The sequence below is a fragment of the Brevundimonas sp. genome (assembly GCF_023259385.1).
Classification (GTDB): Bacteria; Pseudomonadota; Alphaproteobacteria; order Caulobacterales; family Caulobacteraceae; genus Brevundimonas.
In genome coordinates this window covers 1-15,037 of record NZ_JAHFPF010000057.1, presented here as the reverse complement: position 1 = coordinate 15,037, position 15,037 = coordinate 1, and the positions used below count along the sequence as shown (strand labels likewise).

At 69.8% G+C, this 15,037-nt stretch carries 11 protein-coding genes and 1 pseudogene; 9 read left to right on the top strand and 3 right to left on the bottom strand.

The genetic code is table 11. From position 1 onward, the window contains the following. Window positions 1-268: 268 nt before the first annotated feature. The 5 genes from gshB (at window position 269) to Q0C81_RS06275 (ending at window position 6,927) form a co-directional block, all read left to right on the top strand. The gene (gene gshB / locus Q0C81_RS06295) at window positions 269-1,213 is read left to right on the top strand and encodes a glutathione synthase (RefSeq protein ID WP_291835154.1); all 945 of its coding nucleotides are present in this window, start codon (window positions 269-271) and stop codon (window positions 1,211-1,213) included. Window positions 1,214-1,239: 26 nt separating this feature from the next. Further along, entirely contained in the window at window positions 1,240-1,932 is a 693-nt protein-coding gene (locus Q0C81_RS06290; protein ID WP_291835151.1) for a hypothetical protein, read from the top strand. Window positions 1,933-2,002: 70 nt separating this feature from the next. Then, window positions 2,003-3,604 carry a YifB family Mg chelatase-like AAA ATPase gene (locus Q0C81_RS06285; protein WP_291835148.1) on the top strand — a complete coding sequence of 534 codons (1,602 nt, stop codon included), beginning with the start codon at window positions 2,003-2,005 and terminating at the stop codon, window positions 3,602-3,604. A gap of 44 nt (window positions 3,605-3,648) precedes the next feature. Continuing rightward, complete coding sequence (locus tag Q0C81_RS06280; RefSeq protein ID WP_291835142.1) at window positions 3,649-5,193, top strand: response regulator; 1,545 nt, start codon at window positions 3,649-3,651, stop codon at window positions 5,191-5,193. 51 nt (window positions 5,194-5,244) lie between these two features. After that, window positions 5,245-6,927 (top strand): beta-lactamase induction signal transducer, encoded by a 1,683-nt coding sequence (locus tag Q0C81_RS06275; RefSeq protein WP_291835139.1) that lies wholly within the window; start codon window positions 5,245-5,247, stop codon window positions 6,925-6,927. A 22-nt stretch (window positions 6,928-6,949) separates the two neighbouring features. On the opposite strand, the gene Q0C81_RS06270 is transcribed toward Q0C81_RS06275, so the two are convergent. Next, window positions 6,950-9,229, bottom strand: coding sequence for an NADP-dependent malic enzyme (locus Q0C81_RS06270; protein ID WP_291835136.1), 2,280 nt, complete (start codon window positions 9,227-9,229; stop codon window positions 6,950-6,952). 301 nt (window positions 9,230-9,530) lie between these two features. Between Q0C81_RS06270 and Q0C81_RS06265 the strand changes: the two genes are divergently transcribed. The 3 genes from Q0C81_RS06265 to Q0C81_RS06255 are packed head-to-tail and all read left to right on the top strand — an operon-like array spanning window position 9,531 to window position 13,023. Next, window positions 9,531-11,732 (top strand): TonB-dependent receptor, encoded by a 2,202-nt coding sequence (locus Q0C81_RS06265; protein WP_291835133.1) that lies wholly within the window; start codon window positions 9,531-9,533, stop codon window positions 11,730-11,732. Further along, window positions 11,642-12,841: a PepSY domain-containing protein gene (locus tag Q0C81_RS06260; protein ID WP_291835129.1), complete on the top strand. Its 1,200-nt coding sequence runs from the start codon at window positions 11,642-11,644 to the stop codon at window positions 12,839-12,841. Before Q0C81_RS06265 ends, Q0C81_RS06260 begins: the two co-directional genes overlap by 91 nt. Then, window positions 12,838-13,023, top strand: a complete 186-nt coding sequence (locus Q0C81_RS06255; protein ID WP_291835126.1) for a hypothetical protein — start codon at window positions 12,838-12,840, stop codon at window positions 13,021-13,023. Before Q0C81_RS06260 ends, Q0C81_RS06255 begins: the two co-directional genes overlap by 4 nt. Here Q0C81_RS06255 and lepB read toward each other — a convergent pair. Beyond that, window positions 13,020-13,631 carry a signal peptidase I gene (gene lepB, locus Q0C81_RS06250; protein ID WP_291835124.1) on the bottom strand — a complete coding sequence of 204 codons (612 nt, stop codon included), beginning with the start codon at window positions 13,629-13,631 and terminating at the stop codon, window positions 13,020-13,022. The two genes, Q0C81_RS06255 and lepB, sit on opposite strands and share 4 nt — an antisense overlap. Further along, entirely contained in the window at window positions 13,628-14,461 is an 834-nt protein-coding gene (gene dapF / locus Q0C81_RS06245; protein ID WP_291835121.1) for a diaminopimelate epimerase, read from the bottom strand. The genes lepB and dapF overlap by 4 nt, the downstream gene beginning before the upstream one ends. Before the next feature lie 60 nt (window positions 14,462-14,521). Here dapF and Q0C81_RS06240 point away from each other — a divergent pair. Beyond that, a pseudogene (locus Q0C81_RS06240) lies at window positions 14,522-15,037 on the top strand (ion transporter); the annotation flags it as partial.

Genomic DNA, 15,037 nt, shown 5'->3' with positions numbered 1-15,037 from the left:
GAAGTCCGCCGCCGCATGTCGGTGGACCGGGTGCGACTGCAGCTGAACTGACGAGCTCGCCGGGTGGGGAGCAGAGCCCAGCTAGTGATTGGTGGTTGGTGATGAGTGGTTCGATGCGTCCTCGGTCCGGGGGTCGTCCTGGAACCGGCGGTTCAGCCGCCACCCACTAGTCACTAACCACCAATCACTTCCCCGCTCCGGCCCCAAAGGGTTGCGCCCAGCCTCGCGGCCACCCATTAGCCAAGCTGCCCAACCGGAAGGACAGCTCATGCTGAAGGTCGCGATCCAGATGGACCCCATCGAAGGGGTCAACATTGAGTCGGACACCACCTGGCTGCAGGCCATGGAGGCCCAGGACCGGGGCTATCCGGTCTGGGTCTATGACTTCCGCACCCTGGCGCTGGAGGACGGCGTCCTGTTCTGCCGCGCCCGCCCGGTGACCCTGAAGCAGGTGGTCGGCGACCATGTGGCGTTCGGCGACGAGGTGAAGCTGGACCTGTCCAAGGACGTCGACGTCATCCTGATGCGCCAGGATCCGCCGTTCGACATGGCCTATGTCACCGCCACCTATCTTCTGGAGACGGTGCACCCCAAGACCCTCGTCGTGAACGATCCGGCCGAGGTGCGCTCCGCCCCCGAGAAGCTGCTGGTCACCCACTTCCCTGGCCTGACCCCGCCGACCCTGATCAGCTCGGATCCCGTAGCCCTCGTCGATTTCCACGAGCGGCACGGCGACGTGGTGCTGAAGCCGCTGCACGGCGCGGCGGGTTCGGGCGTGGTCAAGCTGAAGGCCGGCGACCCCAACCTCGAGGCCCTGATCGAAATCCACGCCACCGGCAGCCGCGATCCGCTGGTGATCCAGAAATTCATCCCCGCCGTGTCCAAGGGCGACAAGCGCATCATCCTGATCGACGGCGAGCCGGTCGGCGCCATCAACCGCGTCCCGCCCGAGGGTCAGGTCCGCTCCAACCTGCGCGTCGGCGGCACGGCGGCGCCGGTCGATCTGACCGACCGCGATCTGGAGATCTGCGCCATCATCGGCCCGGAGCTGAAGGCGCGCGGCCTGATCTTCGTCGGCATCGACGTGATCGGCGACTATCTGACCGAGATCAACGTCACCTCCCCCACCGGCGCCCAGCAGCTGCTGCGCTTCACCGGGATCAATGCGGCGGCCCTGATGTGGGACGCCATCGAGAAGAAGCGCGGGGCCTGAGCCTTGCCGTTGGGAAGCTCCAGTTCATGAAGTCCGTCGCCGTCGCCGCCCTGCTGTTCGCCGTCCTTCCCGTCGTTCCGGCCGAGGCGCAGGACACAGCGCCCCAGGGCCCGCGCCGCCCCTCGGTGGAGGCCCTGCGCTCGATCATCGTCACGCAGGAGCCCGAGGTCCGGGTCGCGGCCGTGGATCACGACCGCATTACCGCCAGCCGCATCGACATCATCGGCGAGGACGGCGTGATCCGCATGACCCTCGCCGCCGACACCCCGGCCCCGATCATCGACGGCATCCAGTATCGGCGCGCCTTCGGGGTCGCGGGCCTGATACTCTATGATGAGAACGGCAGCGAACGCGGCGGTTTCGGCGTCGCCGACGTGGACGGCGGATTGGCCGTTCTGGCTCTCGACCATCCGGCCATGGACGCCATCGGCTGGCGGGTGTCGCCCGACGGCTCCGTCAACTTCACCATCAATCAGGCCCCGCCCCTGATCCGCGAACCGGCGCTGGACAACCGTCTCGTCCCGGGCGTCCAGACCTCGACACGAATTCGACTGAGCGTGGCCGCGGACGGCGCCCCCTCCGTCGCCCTCGCCGACAAGGACGATCGCACCCGGGTCCGCATGACGGTCACGCCGGAAGGCTATGGAGCCATCGAATTCCTGAACGCTGAAGGCGAGGTCATTCACACGCTCGCCCCTGAGGCGGATCTGCGCCGCTGACGGCGTAACGCCGCTCTTGCAAAGGTTGTCGGTTCGTGTTTCGTTCTTTCCCGGATAGCGGGAGGACACGATGCACGCCAGCGTCGTCACGGTGGCTTTCGAAGGCGTCGACGCCCGGCGGGTCGATGTGCAGGTGTCGCAGCTGCATTCGGGGAACGAGGGCAGCTTCACCCTCGTCGGCCTCGCCGACAAGGCGGTGGCCGAGAGCCGGGAAAGGGTGCGTGGCGCCTTCGCGGGCATCGGGCTGGCCCTGCCGTCCATGCGGATCATCGCCAATCTCGCGCCGGCGGACCTGCGCAAGGAAGGCAATCATTTCGACCTGCCCATAGCCCTGGCCCTGTTGGCCTCGATGGGGGTCGTCCCGCCCGACGCCCTGTCCGGCTGGGCCGCCATCGGCGAGTTGGGGCTGGACGGGCGGATCGCGCCGGTGGGCGGGACCCTGCCCGCCGCGGTCGCCGCCGACGCCCTGGGGCTGGGCCTGATCTGTCCGGAGGCCAACGGGCCGGAAGCCGCCTGGGCGGGCGATGTGGCGGTGCTGGCCCCGCGCTCGCTGATCGCCCTGGTCAACCACTTCAAGGGAACCCAGGTGCTGCGCCGGCCCGAGCCGGGGGCGATGCGGTCAGGCGACCGCATCCCCGACCTGCGCGAGGTCAAGGGACAGGAAAGCGCCAAGCGGGCGCTGGAGATCGCCGCCGCGGGAGGCCACAACCTGCTCTTCGTCGGCCCGCCGGGCTCGGGCAAGTCGATGATGGCGGCGCGCCTGCCCGGCCTGTTGCCGCCGCTGACGCCCAAGGAACTGCTGGAGACCTCGATGGTCTGGTCGGTGGCCGGGCTTATCGAGCGCGGCGCCCTGACCCGCGACCGGCCGTTCCGGGCTCCGCACCATTCGGCCTCCATGGCCGCCCTGACCGGCGGCGGCCTGCGGGCCAAGCCGGGCGAGGCGTCTCTGGCCCACAACGGGGTCCTCTTCCTGGATGAACTGCCGGAATACAGCGCCCAGGCGCTCGATTCCCTGCGGCAACCGCTGGAGACGGGCGAGATCGTGGTCGCCCGCGCCAACGCCCACGTCCGCTACCCGGCGCGGTTCCAGCTGATCGCGGCCATGAACCCCTGCCGTTGCGGGATGGGCGGGGCCGGGCGCGGGGCCTGCGGCAAGGCCCCGCGCTGCCAGCGCGACTACCGCAACCGCATCTCCGGCCCGATGTTCGACCGCATCGACCTGACGGTGGAGACGCCGCCGGTGACCGCATCGGACATGGCCCTGCCGCCGCCCGCCGAAGGCACGGCCGAGGCCGCGGCCCGGGTGCTGACCGCCCGTCTGATGCAGGCGGATCGGCTGCGCGCCGCCGGGATCGATCCCGAGACGGCGCAGGATCAGGCCGTCAACGCCCGCGCCTCGGGCGAGACGCTGGACCGCTTCGCCACCCCCGATGGGCCGGGCCGGGCCCTGCTGATGAAGGCGGGGGAAGTCGGCGGTCTGACAGCGCGCGGCTGGACCCGGACGCTCCGGCTGGCCCGCACCATCGCCGACCTGGACGGCTGCGACGGCGTGTTGCGCCGCCATGTGGCCGAAGCCCTGATCTATCGCCGCAACACCACCGAGGCCGAAGGCGCCTTCGAGGCCCGCCGCGCCGAGACCCCGGCCCCGTTCGCGCCGACCGCCGCGTGGTGATGTCTTAACGTCTTCAGGGCAGGCTGTGCTTGAGGGAGACAGGCATGGCGCGGCGACGGACGGACAAGGCGACGACGGCGACAGCTCCGCAGGCGGCGGGCGGGGCGTCGGCGGAACAGCAGTTCCTGCGCCTCATGAGCCACGAGATGCGCACGCCCCTGAACGGCGTGATCGGCATGCTGGGCCTGCTGTCCCGCACCCGGCTGGACGGCGCCCAGCGCGCCTACGCCGAGGCCGCGCGGTCGTCCGCCGAACACCTGCTGGGCCTGGTCAACGACCTGCTGGACTACGCCCGGCTGGAGGCCGGCAAGCTGGAGTTCGACGCCGCCCCGGTCGATCTGGAATCCCTGGTGCGCGGCGTCGCCGAACTGCTGAGCCCCCGCGCCCACGAGCGCGGCCTCGAAATCGCCTGGTCGGTCGCCGCCGACGCCCCCGACGTCCTGGCCGACGAGGGCCGGCTGCGTCAGGTGCTGTTCAACCTGGCCGGCAACGCCGTCAAATTCACCGCCCAGGGCGGGGTCCGCATCGCCGTGGAGCGCGCCGGCGGGACCGCCGGCAAGCCGCGCCTGGCCTTCATCATCGATGACACCGGCCCGGGCGTCCCGGCCGAGGCGCGCGAGCGCATCTTCGAGGAATTCGGCCACGTCGACGCCACCGACGCCAGCCGCTTCGGCGGCGCCGGCCTCGGCCTGGCCGTGGTGCGCAAACTGGCGGCCGCCATGGACGGCTCGGTCTCGGTCAGCGACCGACCCGACGGCCCCGGCGCCCGCTTCCACTTCGAGGCCGCCTTCGACGCCGCGCCCGACGCCGAGCGCGGTCGCCCGCTGGCCGGACAGGCGGTCAGCGTCATCAGCCCCGATCCTTTCGTGCGGCGCACCGCCATGGCCCAGATCGAGGCCTCGGGCGGCGTGGTCGTGGACGGCGCGTCCGTCGTCCTCATCGACCACGCGGCGCGCGAAAGCGCCCACGGCCTGGCCGTCCGCCCCGCTGACAGCCGCGCCGTGGTCCTGCTCAAGCCGTCCGAGCGCGACCTCATCGCCCGTTACCGGTCCGCCGGCTTCCACGGCTATCTGATCAAGCCGCTGCGCCGCGCCTCGCTGGCCGAGCGGGTGCTGGCCGCCGCCGGCAGCCAGACCGCCCGCCTGCCCGGCCCCCCGCCCGCCCCTCTAGCCGACGACGACCGCGTCCTGCCCGGCCGTTTCTCGGGCACGCGGGTCCTGCTGGTCGAGGACAACCCCGTCGGCGCCTTGCTGGCCTCGACCCTGCTCAAGCGCGAGGGCTGCGCCGTCGAGACCGCCGCCAGCGGCGACGAGGCGCTGGAGGCCATGAAGCGGGCCCGCTACGACCTGGTCTTCATGGACATGCGCATGCCCGGCATGGACGGTCCGACCGCCGCCCGCGAGCTGCGCGCCCGCGGCGACCGGACCCCCATCGTCGCCCTGACCGCCAACGCCTTCGCCGAGGACCGCAAGGCCTGCCTCGAGGCGGGGATGAACGACCATCTGGTCAAGCCGCTGGAGCTGGAGTCGCTGCGCTCCGCCCTCAGCCGCTGGACGAACCGCGAAGTCCGCGCCAAGGTCGCCGTCTGATTTGACGACGCCGTAATTCGCAAGAGTTGGGGGGCGTCCGGAGACGCGCCCATGACCGACAGCACCACGCCCGCCAGCGAGGTCGCCGCCCTTCAGCCCGCCCCGAAAGGGCTGGGCGTCCTGAAGGCCGCCTTCCGCGAACGCCGGACGCTGGCCATGCTGTTGCTGGGCTTCTCCGCCGGCCTGCCCTTCGCCATGCTGATCGGCACCCTGAACGCCTGGCTGACCGAGGAGAAGATTCCGGTCGCGACCATCGGCATCCTGAGCTGGATCGGCCTGTTCGGCGCCTTCCGCTTCCTCTGGTCCCCCGCCGTCAGCTGGACCCCGCCCGTCCTCGGCAAACGGCTCGGCCGCCGGCGCAGCTGGCTGATCGTCCTGCAGATCGTCATCGCCGCGGCGCTGGGGCTGGTCGCCCTGTCCCATCCGGGCACCGGCGTGCTGGGCCCGCTGGCCCTGGGCGCGGCCCTGGGCGCCTTCGCCTTCGCCACCCAGGACATCGTCATCGACGCCTGGCGGATCGAGGTCGCGGACGAGAAGACGCCGATCGACCTGCTTTCGACCATCTATCAGCTGGGTTATCGCACCGCCGCCCTGGTCGGCGGCGCCGGCGCCCTGCTGCTGGCGACCATCCTCGGCTGGCCCGGCGTCTTCGCCGTCGGCGCTCTGCTGATGGGGGTGGGAATCATCGGCACCCTGATCGCTCCGGAGCCGGAAGCGACCTCCCGGGCGGCCGTGGCGCGCGAGCGGATCGGGTCGCCGCGCCTGCGACTGGCCGTCCTTGTCGCCACGCTGGCGGCCTGGGCGTGGGCCGCCTTCATGCTGGTCAACTTCATGATCACCGCCCTGACCACCTCTCCGGCGCCCAGCGCGGGCGAGTTCACCGCCGATTGGGGCCCGTGGATCGTCGCGGCCACCGTCATCCTGCCCGCCGGCCTGGCCGGCCTGATCGTCTGGAAAGGTCGGGCGGCGACCGAAGCGGAGGCGGTCGCCCTGCCGCGTCTGGCCGATACGCTTTACGACGCCATCCTGGCCCCGCTGGTCGAGCTGATGGGGCGGCTGGGCTGGGGCGCGGTGATCGTGTTGGGGCTGATCCTGACCTACCGGATCACCGACGGGGTCTGGGGTCCGTTCGCCTTTCCCTTCTACATGGGCGACACCGGCGGCGCGCTGGGCCACACCAAGGCCGAGGTGGCGCTGGCGTCCAAGACCTTCGGCGTCGTCATGACCATCGTCGGCATCGCCTTGGGGGGATGGGCGCTGCTGGTCATCGGCCGGATGTGGAGCCTGTTGATCGGCGCGATCCTCAGCGCCGCGACCAATCTCCTGATGATGGATCTGGCGCTGGGCGCGCCGGTGATCGACTCCTTCATGCGGACGACGGGCCTCTACGGCCTGTTCGGCGCCTTCCATATCGGCGAGCCCCTGTCGCGGCTGATGCTGGCCATCTCCGGCGAGAACATCGCCGGCGGTTTCGCGGGCGCGGCCTTCGTGGCCTATCTGTCCGCCCTATCGAACAAGATGTTCGGCGCGGTCCAGTTCGCGGTCTTCATCTCGCTGGCCCTGCTGATCGGCACCCTGGGCCGCGGCGCCCTGGGCGAGCTGATCGACGCCCAAGGCTATGCGCCCATGTTCGCCATCGCCGCCTGGCTGGGCCTGCTGGCGGTGGTGTTCTGCATCGCCGAGTGGGTGCGCGGCGCCCTTGAACGCCGCAAGCTGGCCGCCGCCCAGGTCTGAAAGCCCGGGCGGCCGTCAGGCCCTACTCCTCGCCTTCGGCGCCTTCTTCGTAGGCGGCGAAGGTCGCGGCGGTGATGATCTCGCTGACCGAGGCCCCCAGCGACACGATCTGCACCGACTTCTCCAGACCGACCAGCAGCGGGCCGATCACGGTCGCGCCGCCCAGGGACTGGACCAGCCGCGTCGAGATGGCGGCTGAATGAATGGCCGGCATGACCAGGACGTTGGCGTGGCCGGTCAGGCGCATGAACGGGTAGCGCCCGCGCAGTTCCGGATCCAGCGCCAGCTCCGGCGGCATCTCGCCTTCGTATTCGAAGTCCACGCCCTTGCTGTCGAGGATGCGGATCGCCTCGCGCACCTTCTCGCCGCGATCGCCGGGAGGGTTGCCGAAGGTCGAGTAGCTGAGGAAGGCCACGCGCGGGGTCTTGCCCAGCTTGCGCACGGTGGCGGCCGCCTGGATGGCGATCTCGGCCAGTTCCTCGGCGTTGGGCAGTTCGTGGATCGAGGTGTCGGCGACGAACAGGGTGCGGCCCTTGGCCAGCAGGATCGACAGGCCGATCATCCGCTCCTTCACGTCCAGGACGCGGCGGACCTCCTTGAGCACCATGTTGAAGTTGCGGGTCACGCCGGTGACCATGGCGTCGGCCTGGCCGCGCGCGATCATGGTCGCGCCGAAGTAGTTGCGGTCCTGGTTGATCATCCGCTGCACGTCGCGGCGCAGATAACCCCGACGCTGCAGCTTGGCGTACAGCCAGTCGGTGTACTCCTCGTTCTGGTGGCTGATCCGGGCGTTGATGATCTCGATGCCCATCTCGTCGAAGTTCAGACCGGCCTCGGCGGCGTTCTTGCGGATCAGCTCCTCGCGGCCCAGCAGGATCGGCGTGCCCAGCTCGGCCTGTTTGAAGCCCCAGGCGGCGCGGATCACGGCTGTTTCCTCGCCCTCGGCGAACACGACCCGCTTGTTCGGGGCCGCGCGCACCGCGCCCGAGATGTTCTGCATCAGAGCGGCCGACGGATCGAGGCGCTGGCGCAGGGAGACGCGGTAGGCGTCCATGTCCTCGATCGGCTGGCGGGCCACGCCGGTGTCCATGGCGGCCTGGGCCACGAACGGCGGGATGAACCAGATCAGGCGCGGGTCGAACGGCGACGGGATGATGTAGTCCGGGCCGAACTTCAGCTTGCGCCCGCGATAGGCGGCGGCGACCTCGTCCGGCACGTCCTCGCGGGCCAGGGCGGCCAGGGCCTCGGCGCAGGCGACCTTCATCTCGTGGTTCACGCGGCGGGCGCGCACGTCCAGCGCCCCGCGGAAGATGTAGGGGAAGCCCAGCACATTGTTGACCTGGTTCGGATAGTCCGACCGGCCGGTGGCGATGATGGCGTCCGAGCGCACCGAGCGCACGTCTTCCGGCGTGATCTCCGGGTCCGGATTGGCCATGGCGAAGATGATCGGATTGGGCGCCATCGAGGCCACCATCTCCTTGGTGATGGCGCCCTTGGCGGCCAGGCCCAGCACCACGTCGGCGCCGACCATGGCCTCTTCCAGCGTACGGTGCGGCGTGTCGGTGGCGTGCGCCGCCTTCCACTGGTCGATGTTGGGGCGGCCCCGGTAGACGACGCCGTCGCGGTCCAGGATCACGGTGTTCTCGGCCCGGACGCCCGCCGCCTTCATCAGGCCGATGGACGACAGGCCCGCGGCGCCGGCGCCGACCAGAACGACCTTCAGGTCTTCCAGCTTCTTGCCGGCGATGTGGGCCGCGTTGATCAGGCCGGCGGTCGAGATGATGGCCGTGCCGTGCTGGTCGTCATGGAAGACCGGGATATCCAGCAGGTCCTGCAGCTGGCTTTCGATCTCGAAGCATTCGGGGGACTTGATGTCCTCCAGATTGATGCCGCCCCAGGTGTCGCCGATGTTCTTGACGACGGTGATGAACTCGTCCGGATCGGTGGTCTTCACCTCGATGTCGAAGCTGTCGACGTCGGCGAAGCGTTTGAACAGGACGGCCTTGCCCTCCATCACCGGCTTGGACGCCATATGGCCGAGGTTGCCGAGGCCCAGGATGGCCGTGCCGTTCGAGATGACGGCGACCAGATTGCCCTTGGAGGTGTAGTCGTAGGCCTTGTCGACATCGGCGGCGATGGCCAGGACCGGCACCGCCACGCCCGGCGAGTAGGCCAGCGACAGGTCGCGCTGGGTCGCCATGGGCTTGATCGGGGCCATCGAGATCTTGCCCGGAGCGGGGAAGCGGTGGAAGTCCAGCGCGTCCTGGTCGGAGAAGGTCTGCTTGTCTGTCAGGTCGGGCATGGCTCTCGGCGTTTCCGGTCGCGCCTTCGCGCGTGTTCAGTTCGACCCTGTTCCTAGTGCGCGGGGCCGGAAGGGACAACCGCTGACGCGAGGGAAGCCGCGTCCCGGCGGCGCGGGGTTTGAACGCCGGGATAAGCCGAGACTGTCCGGAAAATGTGACAGCGGGCGGCGCGTTTTGAGCGGATTTCCGCCGACCTGGCCCCCTGCGGCGAAAGGCCCGCCCGCCAGATCGGTTGTCAGGGCGGAGGGCGGCTGTTACTGCGAGCCGTTCTCAATATCAGCCCTCCCCCAAGGCGATCCCGTGACTCTCCGCTCCATCCTGCTGCTCTCCACCACCGTCGCCGGACTGGCCGCGGCCCCCGCCTTCGCGCAGGAGGCCCAGACCACCGAGCTGGGTGAGGTCGTCGTCACCGGCTCGCAGGTCCGGCAGGCCCCGCCCTATGCCGGCGGCCAGGTCGCCACCGGCGGGCGCGTGGGCATGTTCGGCTCGCAGGACGTGATGGACACGCCCTTCGCCGTGACCAGCTACACCGAGCGACTGGCCCGCGACCAGCAGGCCCGCAGCGTCGGCGACGTGCTGCAGAACGACCCGGCGGTGCGCGTCACCAAGGGCTTCGGCAATTTCCAGGAGCTGTACGTCATCCGCGGCTTCCCCGTGTACTCGGACGACATGACCTGGAACGGCCTGTACGGCATCCTGCCGCGCCAGTTCGTGGCCTCCGAGTTCATCGAGCGGGTCGAGGTCTTCCATGGCGCCACGGCCTTCCTGAACGGCGCCGCACCCGGCGGCAGCGGCGTCGGCGGCGCCTTCAACCTGACGCCCAAGCGCGCCAGCGACACGCCGCTGAACCGCCTGACCCTGGGCTGGGACGGCGGCGACGCCCTCTACGCCGCCGGCGACTTCTCGCGCCGCTTCGGCGCCGACAAGGCGTGGGGCGCCCGCCTGAACGTCGCGGCCCGCGACGGCGAGAGCACGGTCGATGGCGAGAACCGCGAGCTTCAGGTGCTGGGCCTCGGCCTCGACCGCCGCGGCGACCGCGCCCGCTTCTCGGCCGACCTCGGCTGGCAGAACCACCACATCGACGCTCCGCGCCCGACGGTCACCCCGCTCGGCGCCATCCCGACGCCGCCCTCGGCGGACGGCAATTTCGCCCAGCCCTGGACCTACACCGACGAGGAACAGCTGTTCGGCGTCGCCCGCGGCGAGTTCGACCTGACCGACGACGTCACCGTCTGGGCGGCCTTCGGCGGCCGCAGCGGCAAGGAGGACAACGTCCTGGCCAATCCGAGCGCGGCCCCCGACGGCGCGCTGAGCGCCTACCGCTTCGACAATGTGCGCGAGGATGCCGTCTGGTCCGGCGACATCGGCGTCCGCGCCGACCTGACCACCGGACCGGTCGGACACCGCCTGGTGGCTTCGGCCTCGCAGGTGCAGCTGAAGTCGGCGAACGCCTACGCCTTCTCCAGCTTCGCCGGCTTCCCGAGCAACCTCTACAACCCCGTAGACGTCGCCCCGCCGGTCCCGAACTTCTTCGTCGGGGGCGACCTGTCCGACCCGCTGACGACCGAGCGGTCGATTACCTCCAGCATCGCGATCGCCGACCAGCTGTCCTTCCTCGACGGCCGCCTGCTGGCCACGGTCGGCGCCCGCTATCAGGAGGTCGAGACCCGGTCGTACGACTACAACACCGGCGCGCCGCTCTCGTCCTATGAGGGCGACGCGGTCACGCCGGCCTTCGCCGTGGTCTACAAGCCTTCGGACCGAATCTCGATCTACGCCAACTACGCCGAGGCCCTGATCCCCGGAAAGATCGCGCCCGCCACGGTCAACGCCGACATCCCCGGCGACACCCCGGACCTCGGTGTCACGCCCGTTCCCGTGGCCAACCAGGGCGAGGCGCTCGATCCCTTCCGCGGCGAACAGATCGAGGCGGGGGTCAAGTATGACGGCGGCGGCTTCGGCGCCTCGCTGAACGCCTTCCGCATCACCCTGCCGAACGAGTCGTTCGATCCCGTCACCCGAATCTACAGCGCCGGCGGCGAGCAGCGGAACCAGGGCGTCGAGTTCGCCGTCTATGGCGAGCCGGTCGAGGGCCTTCGCCTGCTGGGCGGCCTGACGCTGATGGACGCCGAGGTCACCCGCTCCATCACCCCCGCGCTGTCGGGCAAGGCGGCCATCGGCGTGCCGGAAGTCCAGGCCAATCTGAATGTCGAATGGGACGTGGCGGCGGTTTCGGGCCTGACCCTCGAGGGCCGCGCCATCTACACCGGATCGCAGCCGGTCAGCGCCGACAACACCGTCGAGCTGGACTCGTGGACCCGCTTCGACGCCGGCGTGCGTTATGAGTTCGAGGCCGGTGAGCGTCCGCTGACCCTCCGCGCACGGGTCGAGAACCTGACGGACGAAGACCAGTGGGTCGCCGCCGGCGGCTATCCGGGCGCCAACTACCTGACGCTCGGCGCCCCGCGCACCCTCCGGGTGTCGATCTCGACGGACTTCTGAGCCGGATGAAGCCGGGCGCGATCAGGGCCTGGAGCTGGGTCCACAAGTGGTCGAGCCTGGTCTCGACCGCCTTCCTGCTGATGCTGTGCGTCACGGGGCTTCCGCTCGTCTTCACGCACGAGCTGGATCACGTCCTGCTGGCCCACGAAGTCGCCGCACCGGCCGACCCGAGCGCTCCGAAATTGAACCTCGACCAGGTCCTGAACGTCGCCCTCGCTCGCAAGCCGGGCGAGGTTCCGGCCTTCATGAGCTTTGACGTGGAACGGCCGGTGGTGAACGTCACCAGCATCGATCCGAACGGTCCCGACGGGAAATACAGCTTCCAGCCGATCGACCAGTTCACCGGCGAGGCGGCTCCGCTGGTGGCGGGCCACCCGGTGATGGAGTTCATTCTGCAGCTGCACACCGACATGTTCCTGGGGCTTGCGGGGATGCTGTTCCTCGGCGCCATGGGCCTGCTGCTGGTGGCGGCGCTGGTGTCCGGCGTGGTGCTCTACGCCCCCTTCATGCGCCGCCTGCCGTTCGGCACGGTGCGGGCGGGCAAGGCCGCGCGGACGCGCTGGCTCGACTATCACAACCTGCTGGGGGTGGTGACCGTGGCGTGGGTGCTGGTCGTCGGCGTCACGGGCGTGGTCAACACCTTGGCCGTGCCGATCATCGCCTACTGGAAGGATGACGCCCTGAAGACGCTGACCGCCGCCTATGACGCGCCCGTCAGCCTGACTGAGCGCAGCTCGCTGGACGCCGCCGTCGAGCGGGCCAGGCAGGCGTTGCCGGGCATGACCCTGCAGTTCGTGGCCTTCCCCGGCTCCACCTATTCGACCGAGAACCACTATGCGGTCTTCTTCCACGGCGACACGCCGCTGACCGAGCATCTGACGACGCCCGCCCTGATCGACGCGCGGACCGGCGAGCTGGCCGCGGTCGCGCCCGCGCCCTGGTATGTGAAGACCCTGTCCCTCTCGCAGCCGCTGCATTTCGGCGACTACGGCGGCCTGCCGCTGAAGATCCTGTGGGCCCTGCTCGACCTGGCGACCATCGTCATTCTGGGCAGCGGGCTTTACCTCTGGTGGGTCAAGCATCGGTCGGCGAGGCGGGACGCGAAATGAAGACCGGTCCGCTAGACCTGAAGGCCATCTTCGCCGTTCCGCTGGTCGTGGCCGTTCTGTCCCTGATCGGACTGGTCGGCGCGCTGCTGGGCGACGGCGTCTGGGACGGGATCGGCTGGATCGGTCTCGGCGCCGGCGTCGCCGTGACCGTCTGGGCGCTGATCGCCCGGCGGCATCGCTAGGATCGGGTTCCGACCCGCGACGGCTCCTGCGAGCGCGCGACACGAACCACAACACCGCACAGGCGCGACGCGGCGGTCGGCCCCCCCACTCGGTCGTCCACGGCATTGTCGCGATTATCGCCCATCCCGAACCAGTGGCCTTCCGGGATCCGGATCTCCGGCATGTCGTCCAGGGGTTGATCGGGGCCGAGATCGAGGGTCAGCCAGCTTCGTCCCGAAGGCAGGGTCTCGCGCCACACGCTGAACGGCATGCCGTGCACGCTCGAATGCTCCCCGAATGGCTGGGCTGTTCCGGACTGCGCGGCCTCCCGCGGGACGGGATGACCGTCGATGTACAGCACGCCCCCGTGCATCCGCACCGTCTGACCCGGCCCGGCGACGATCCTGCGAACCCACGGCGCGCCGTCATGATCGACGATCACGACATCGCCTGGCGTCGGCGTGGTCGCGCCACATTCACCACCCGGCCGGTCGGCGACGACCACATCGCCTTCTTGCAAGCCGGGCTGCATCGAGCTTGAGGACACAGTGTACGGATGCTGGCCCTGCTGGACCCAGACGGGACCCGACTGCTGCATCGTCAACGCCAGAAGCAGGGCGCCGATCAAAGGCTCAGCAGCCCCGCCCGCTCGACCTCGATCGGCCCCGTCATGAAGACATGGTCCGAGGCCTCGTCCCAGTCGATCATCAGGCGGCCGCCGTCGACGTCCACCGTGGCGTGACGCCCGGTGACGCCGCGACGGGCCGAGGCGACCAGGGCCGCGCAGGCGCCGGTGCCGCAGGCCTTGGTCAGGCCCGCGCCGCGCTCCCACACCCGCAGGCGGATGTGATCGGGCGACAGGGCGTGGACGAAGCCGACATTGACCCCTTCCGGAAACAGCGGGTGATGCTCGACCAGCGAGCCGGAGCCGCGCACGAAGCCGTCGTTCGGCGCGTGGTCCATGAAGAAGACCACGTGCGGATTGCCCATCGAGACCGCGCCCGGCGTGTGCAGGACGGGATCGTCGATCGGCCCGACCTGAAGCTCGATCCCGCGGGTGTCCATCTCCTCGGCCAGCGGCACCTGGGTCCAGTCCAGACGCGGCGCGCCCATGTCGACGGTCACCTGGCCGCCCGCCGCGCGGGTGGCGACGGTCGGCCCGCCGGCGGTGTCGATCACCACCCGGTCCTTGCCGGTGGACTCCATCAGCACCCAGCCCACGCAGCGCAGGGCATTGCCGCAGGTCTCGACCATGCTCCCGTCGGCGTTCCACACGCGCATGAAAGCGTCGGCGTCGGCCGAGGGTTCGATGGAGATCAGCTGGTCGCAGCCCTCGCCCGTCTCGCGGTCTGCGATGGCGCGCACCTGCTCGACCGTCGGCGTGAACGGCGTTTCCAGCGCATTGACGACGACGAAGTCGTTGCCGGCGCCGTTCATCTTGACGAAGGGACGGGTCATTTCAGCCTCCATATAGGGCCAGACTGGACCTGAGACGAGAGAACGGCGTTAAGCTGGGCCATGAGTCGCCAGTCGCCCGCCCGAAAGGCCGCCCGAAAGTCCGCCACAGCGGTCGAGCCGCCGCACGCGGAAGGCCTGCGCCTGCGGGCCCGGCTGCGCTACCTCTACCACGGCTCGTCGCCGCTGGCGGTGCGGTTCCGGCTGGCGGTCATCGTCGTCGATTTCGCCATTATCGCCTTCTTCCTGGCCGCGCCGATCCTCCATGAAGCCGGGCTGGTCTTCTATGTGATCGACTATCTGATCGCCGCCATCCTGATCGTGGACCTCGCGGCCCGAGCGCTGGCCCATACGGACATCAAGGACTGGCTGAAGAAGCCGGCGACCTGGGTGGATCTGTTCGTGCTGGCGACCCTGCTGTTCCCCGCCTGGCTGTTCAACCTCGGCTTCCTGCGGCTGCTGCGGCTGTGGACCCTGCTGCATTCGGAATTCTTCTGGCGCACCATCGGGCACAAATACGACGACACCCGGGTGGAGGAGATCACCAAGGCGGTCGCCTCGCTGCTGACCTTCATCTTC

Coding starts and splice junctions, on each gene's coding strand:
- gshB (WP_291835154.1), top strand. CDS start 269: ATGCTGAAGGTCGCGATCCAGATGGACCCCATCGAAGGGGTCAACATT.
- Q0C81_RS06290 (WP_291835151.1), top strand. CDS start 1,240: ATGAAGTCCGTCGCCGTCGCCGCCCTGCTGTTCGCCGTCCTTCCCGTC.
- Q0C81_RS06285 (WP_291835148.1), top strand. CDS start 2,003: ATGCACGCCAGCGTCGTCACGGTGGCTTTCGAAGGCGTCGACGCCCGG.
- Q0C81_RS06280 (WP_291835142.1), top strand. CDS start 3,649: ATGGCGCGGCGACGGACGGACAAGGCGACGACGGCGACAGCTCCGCAG.
- Q0C81_RS06275 (WP_291835139.1), top strand. CDS start 5,245: ATGACCGACAGCACCACGCCCGCCAGCGAGGTCGCCGCCCTTCAGCCC.
- Q0C81_RS06270 (WP_291835136.1), bottom strand. CDS start 9,229: ATGCCCGACCTGACAGACAAGCAGACCTTCTCCGACCAGGACGCGCTG.
- Q0C81_RS06255 (WP_291835126.1), top strand. CDS start 12,838: ATGAAGACCGGTCCGCTAGACCTGAAGGCCATCTTCGCCGTTCCGCTG.
- dapF (WP_291835121.1), bottom strand. CDS start 14,461: ATGACCCGTCCCTTCGTCAAGATGAACGGCGCCGGCAACGACTTCGTC.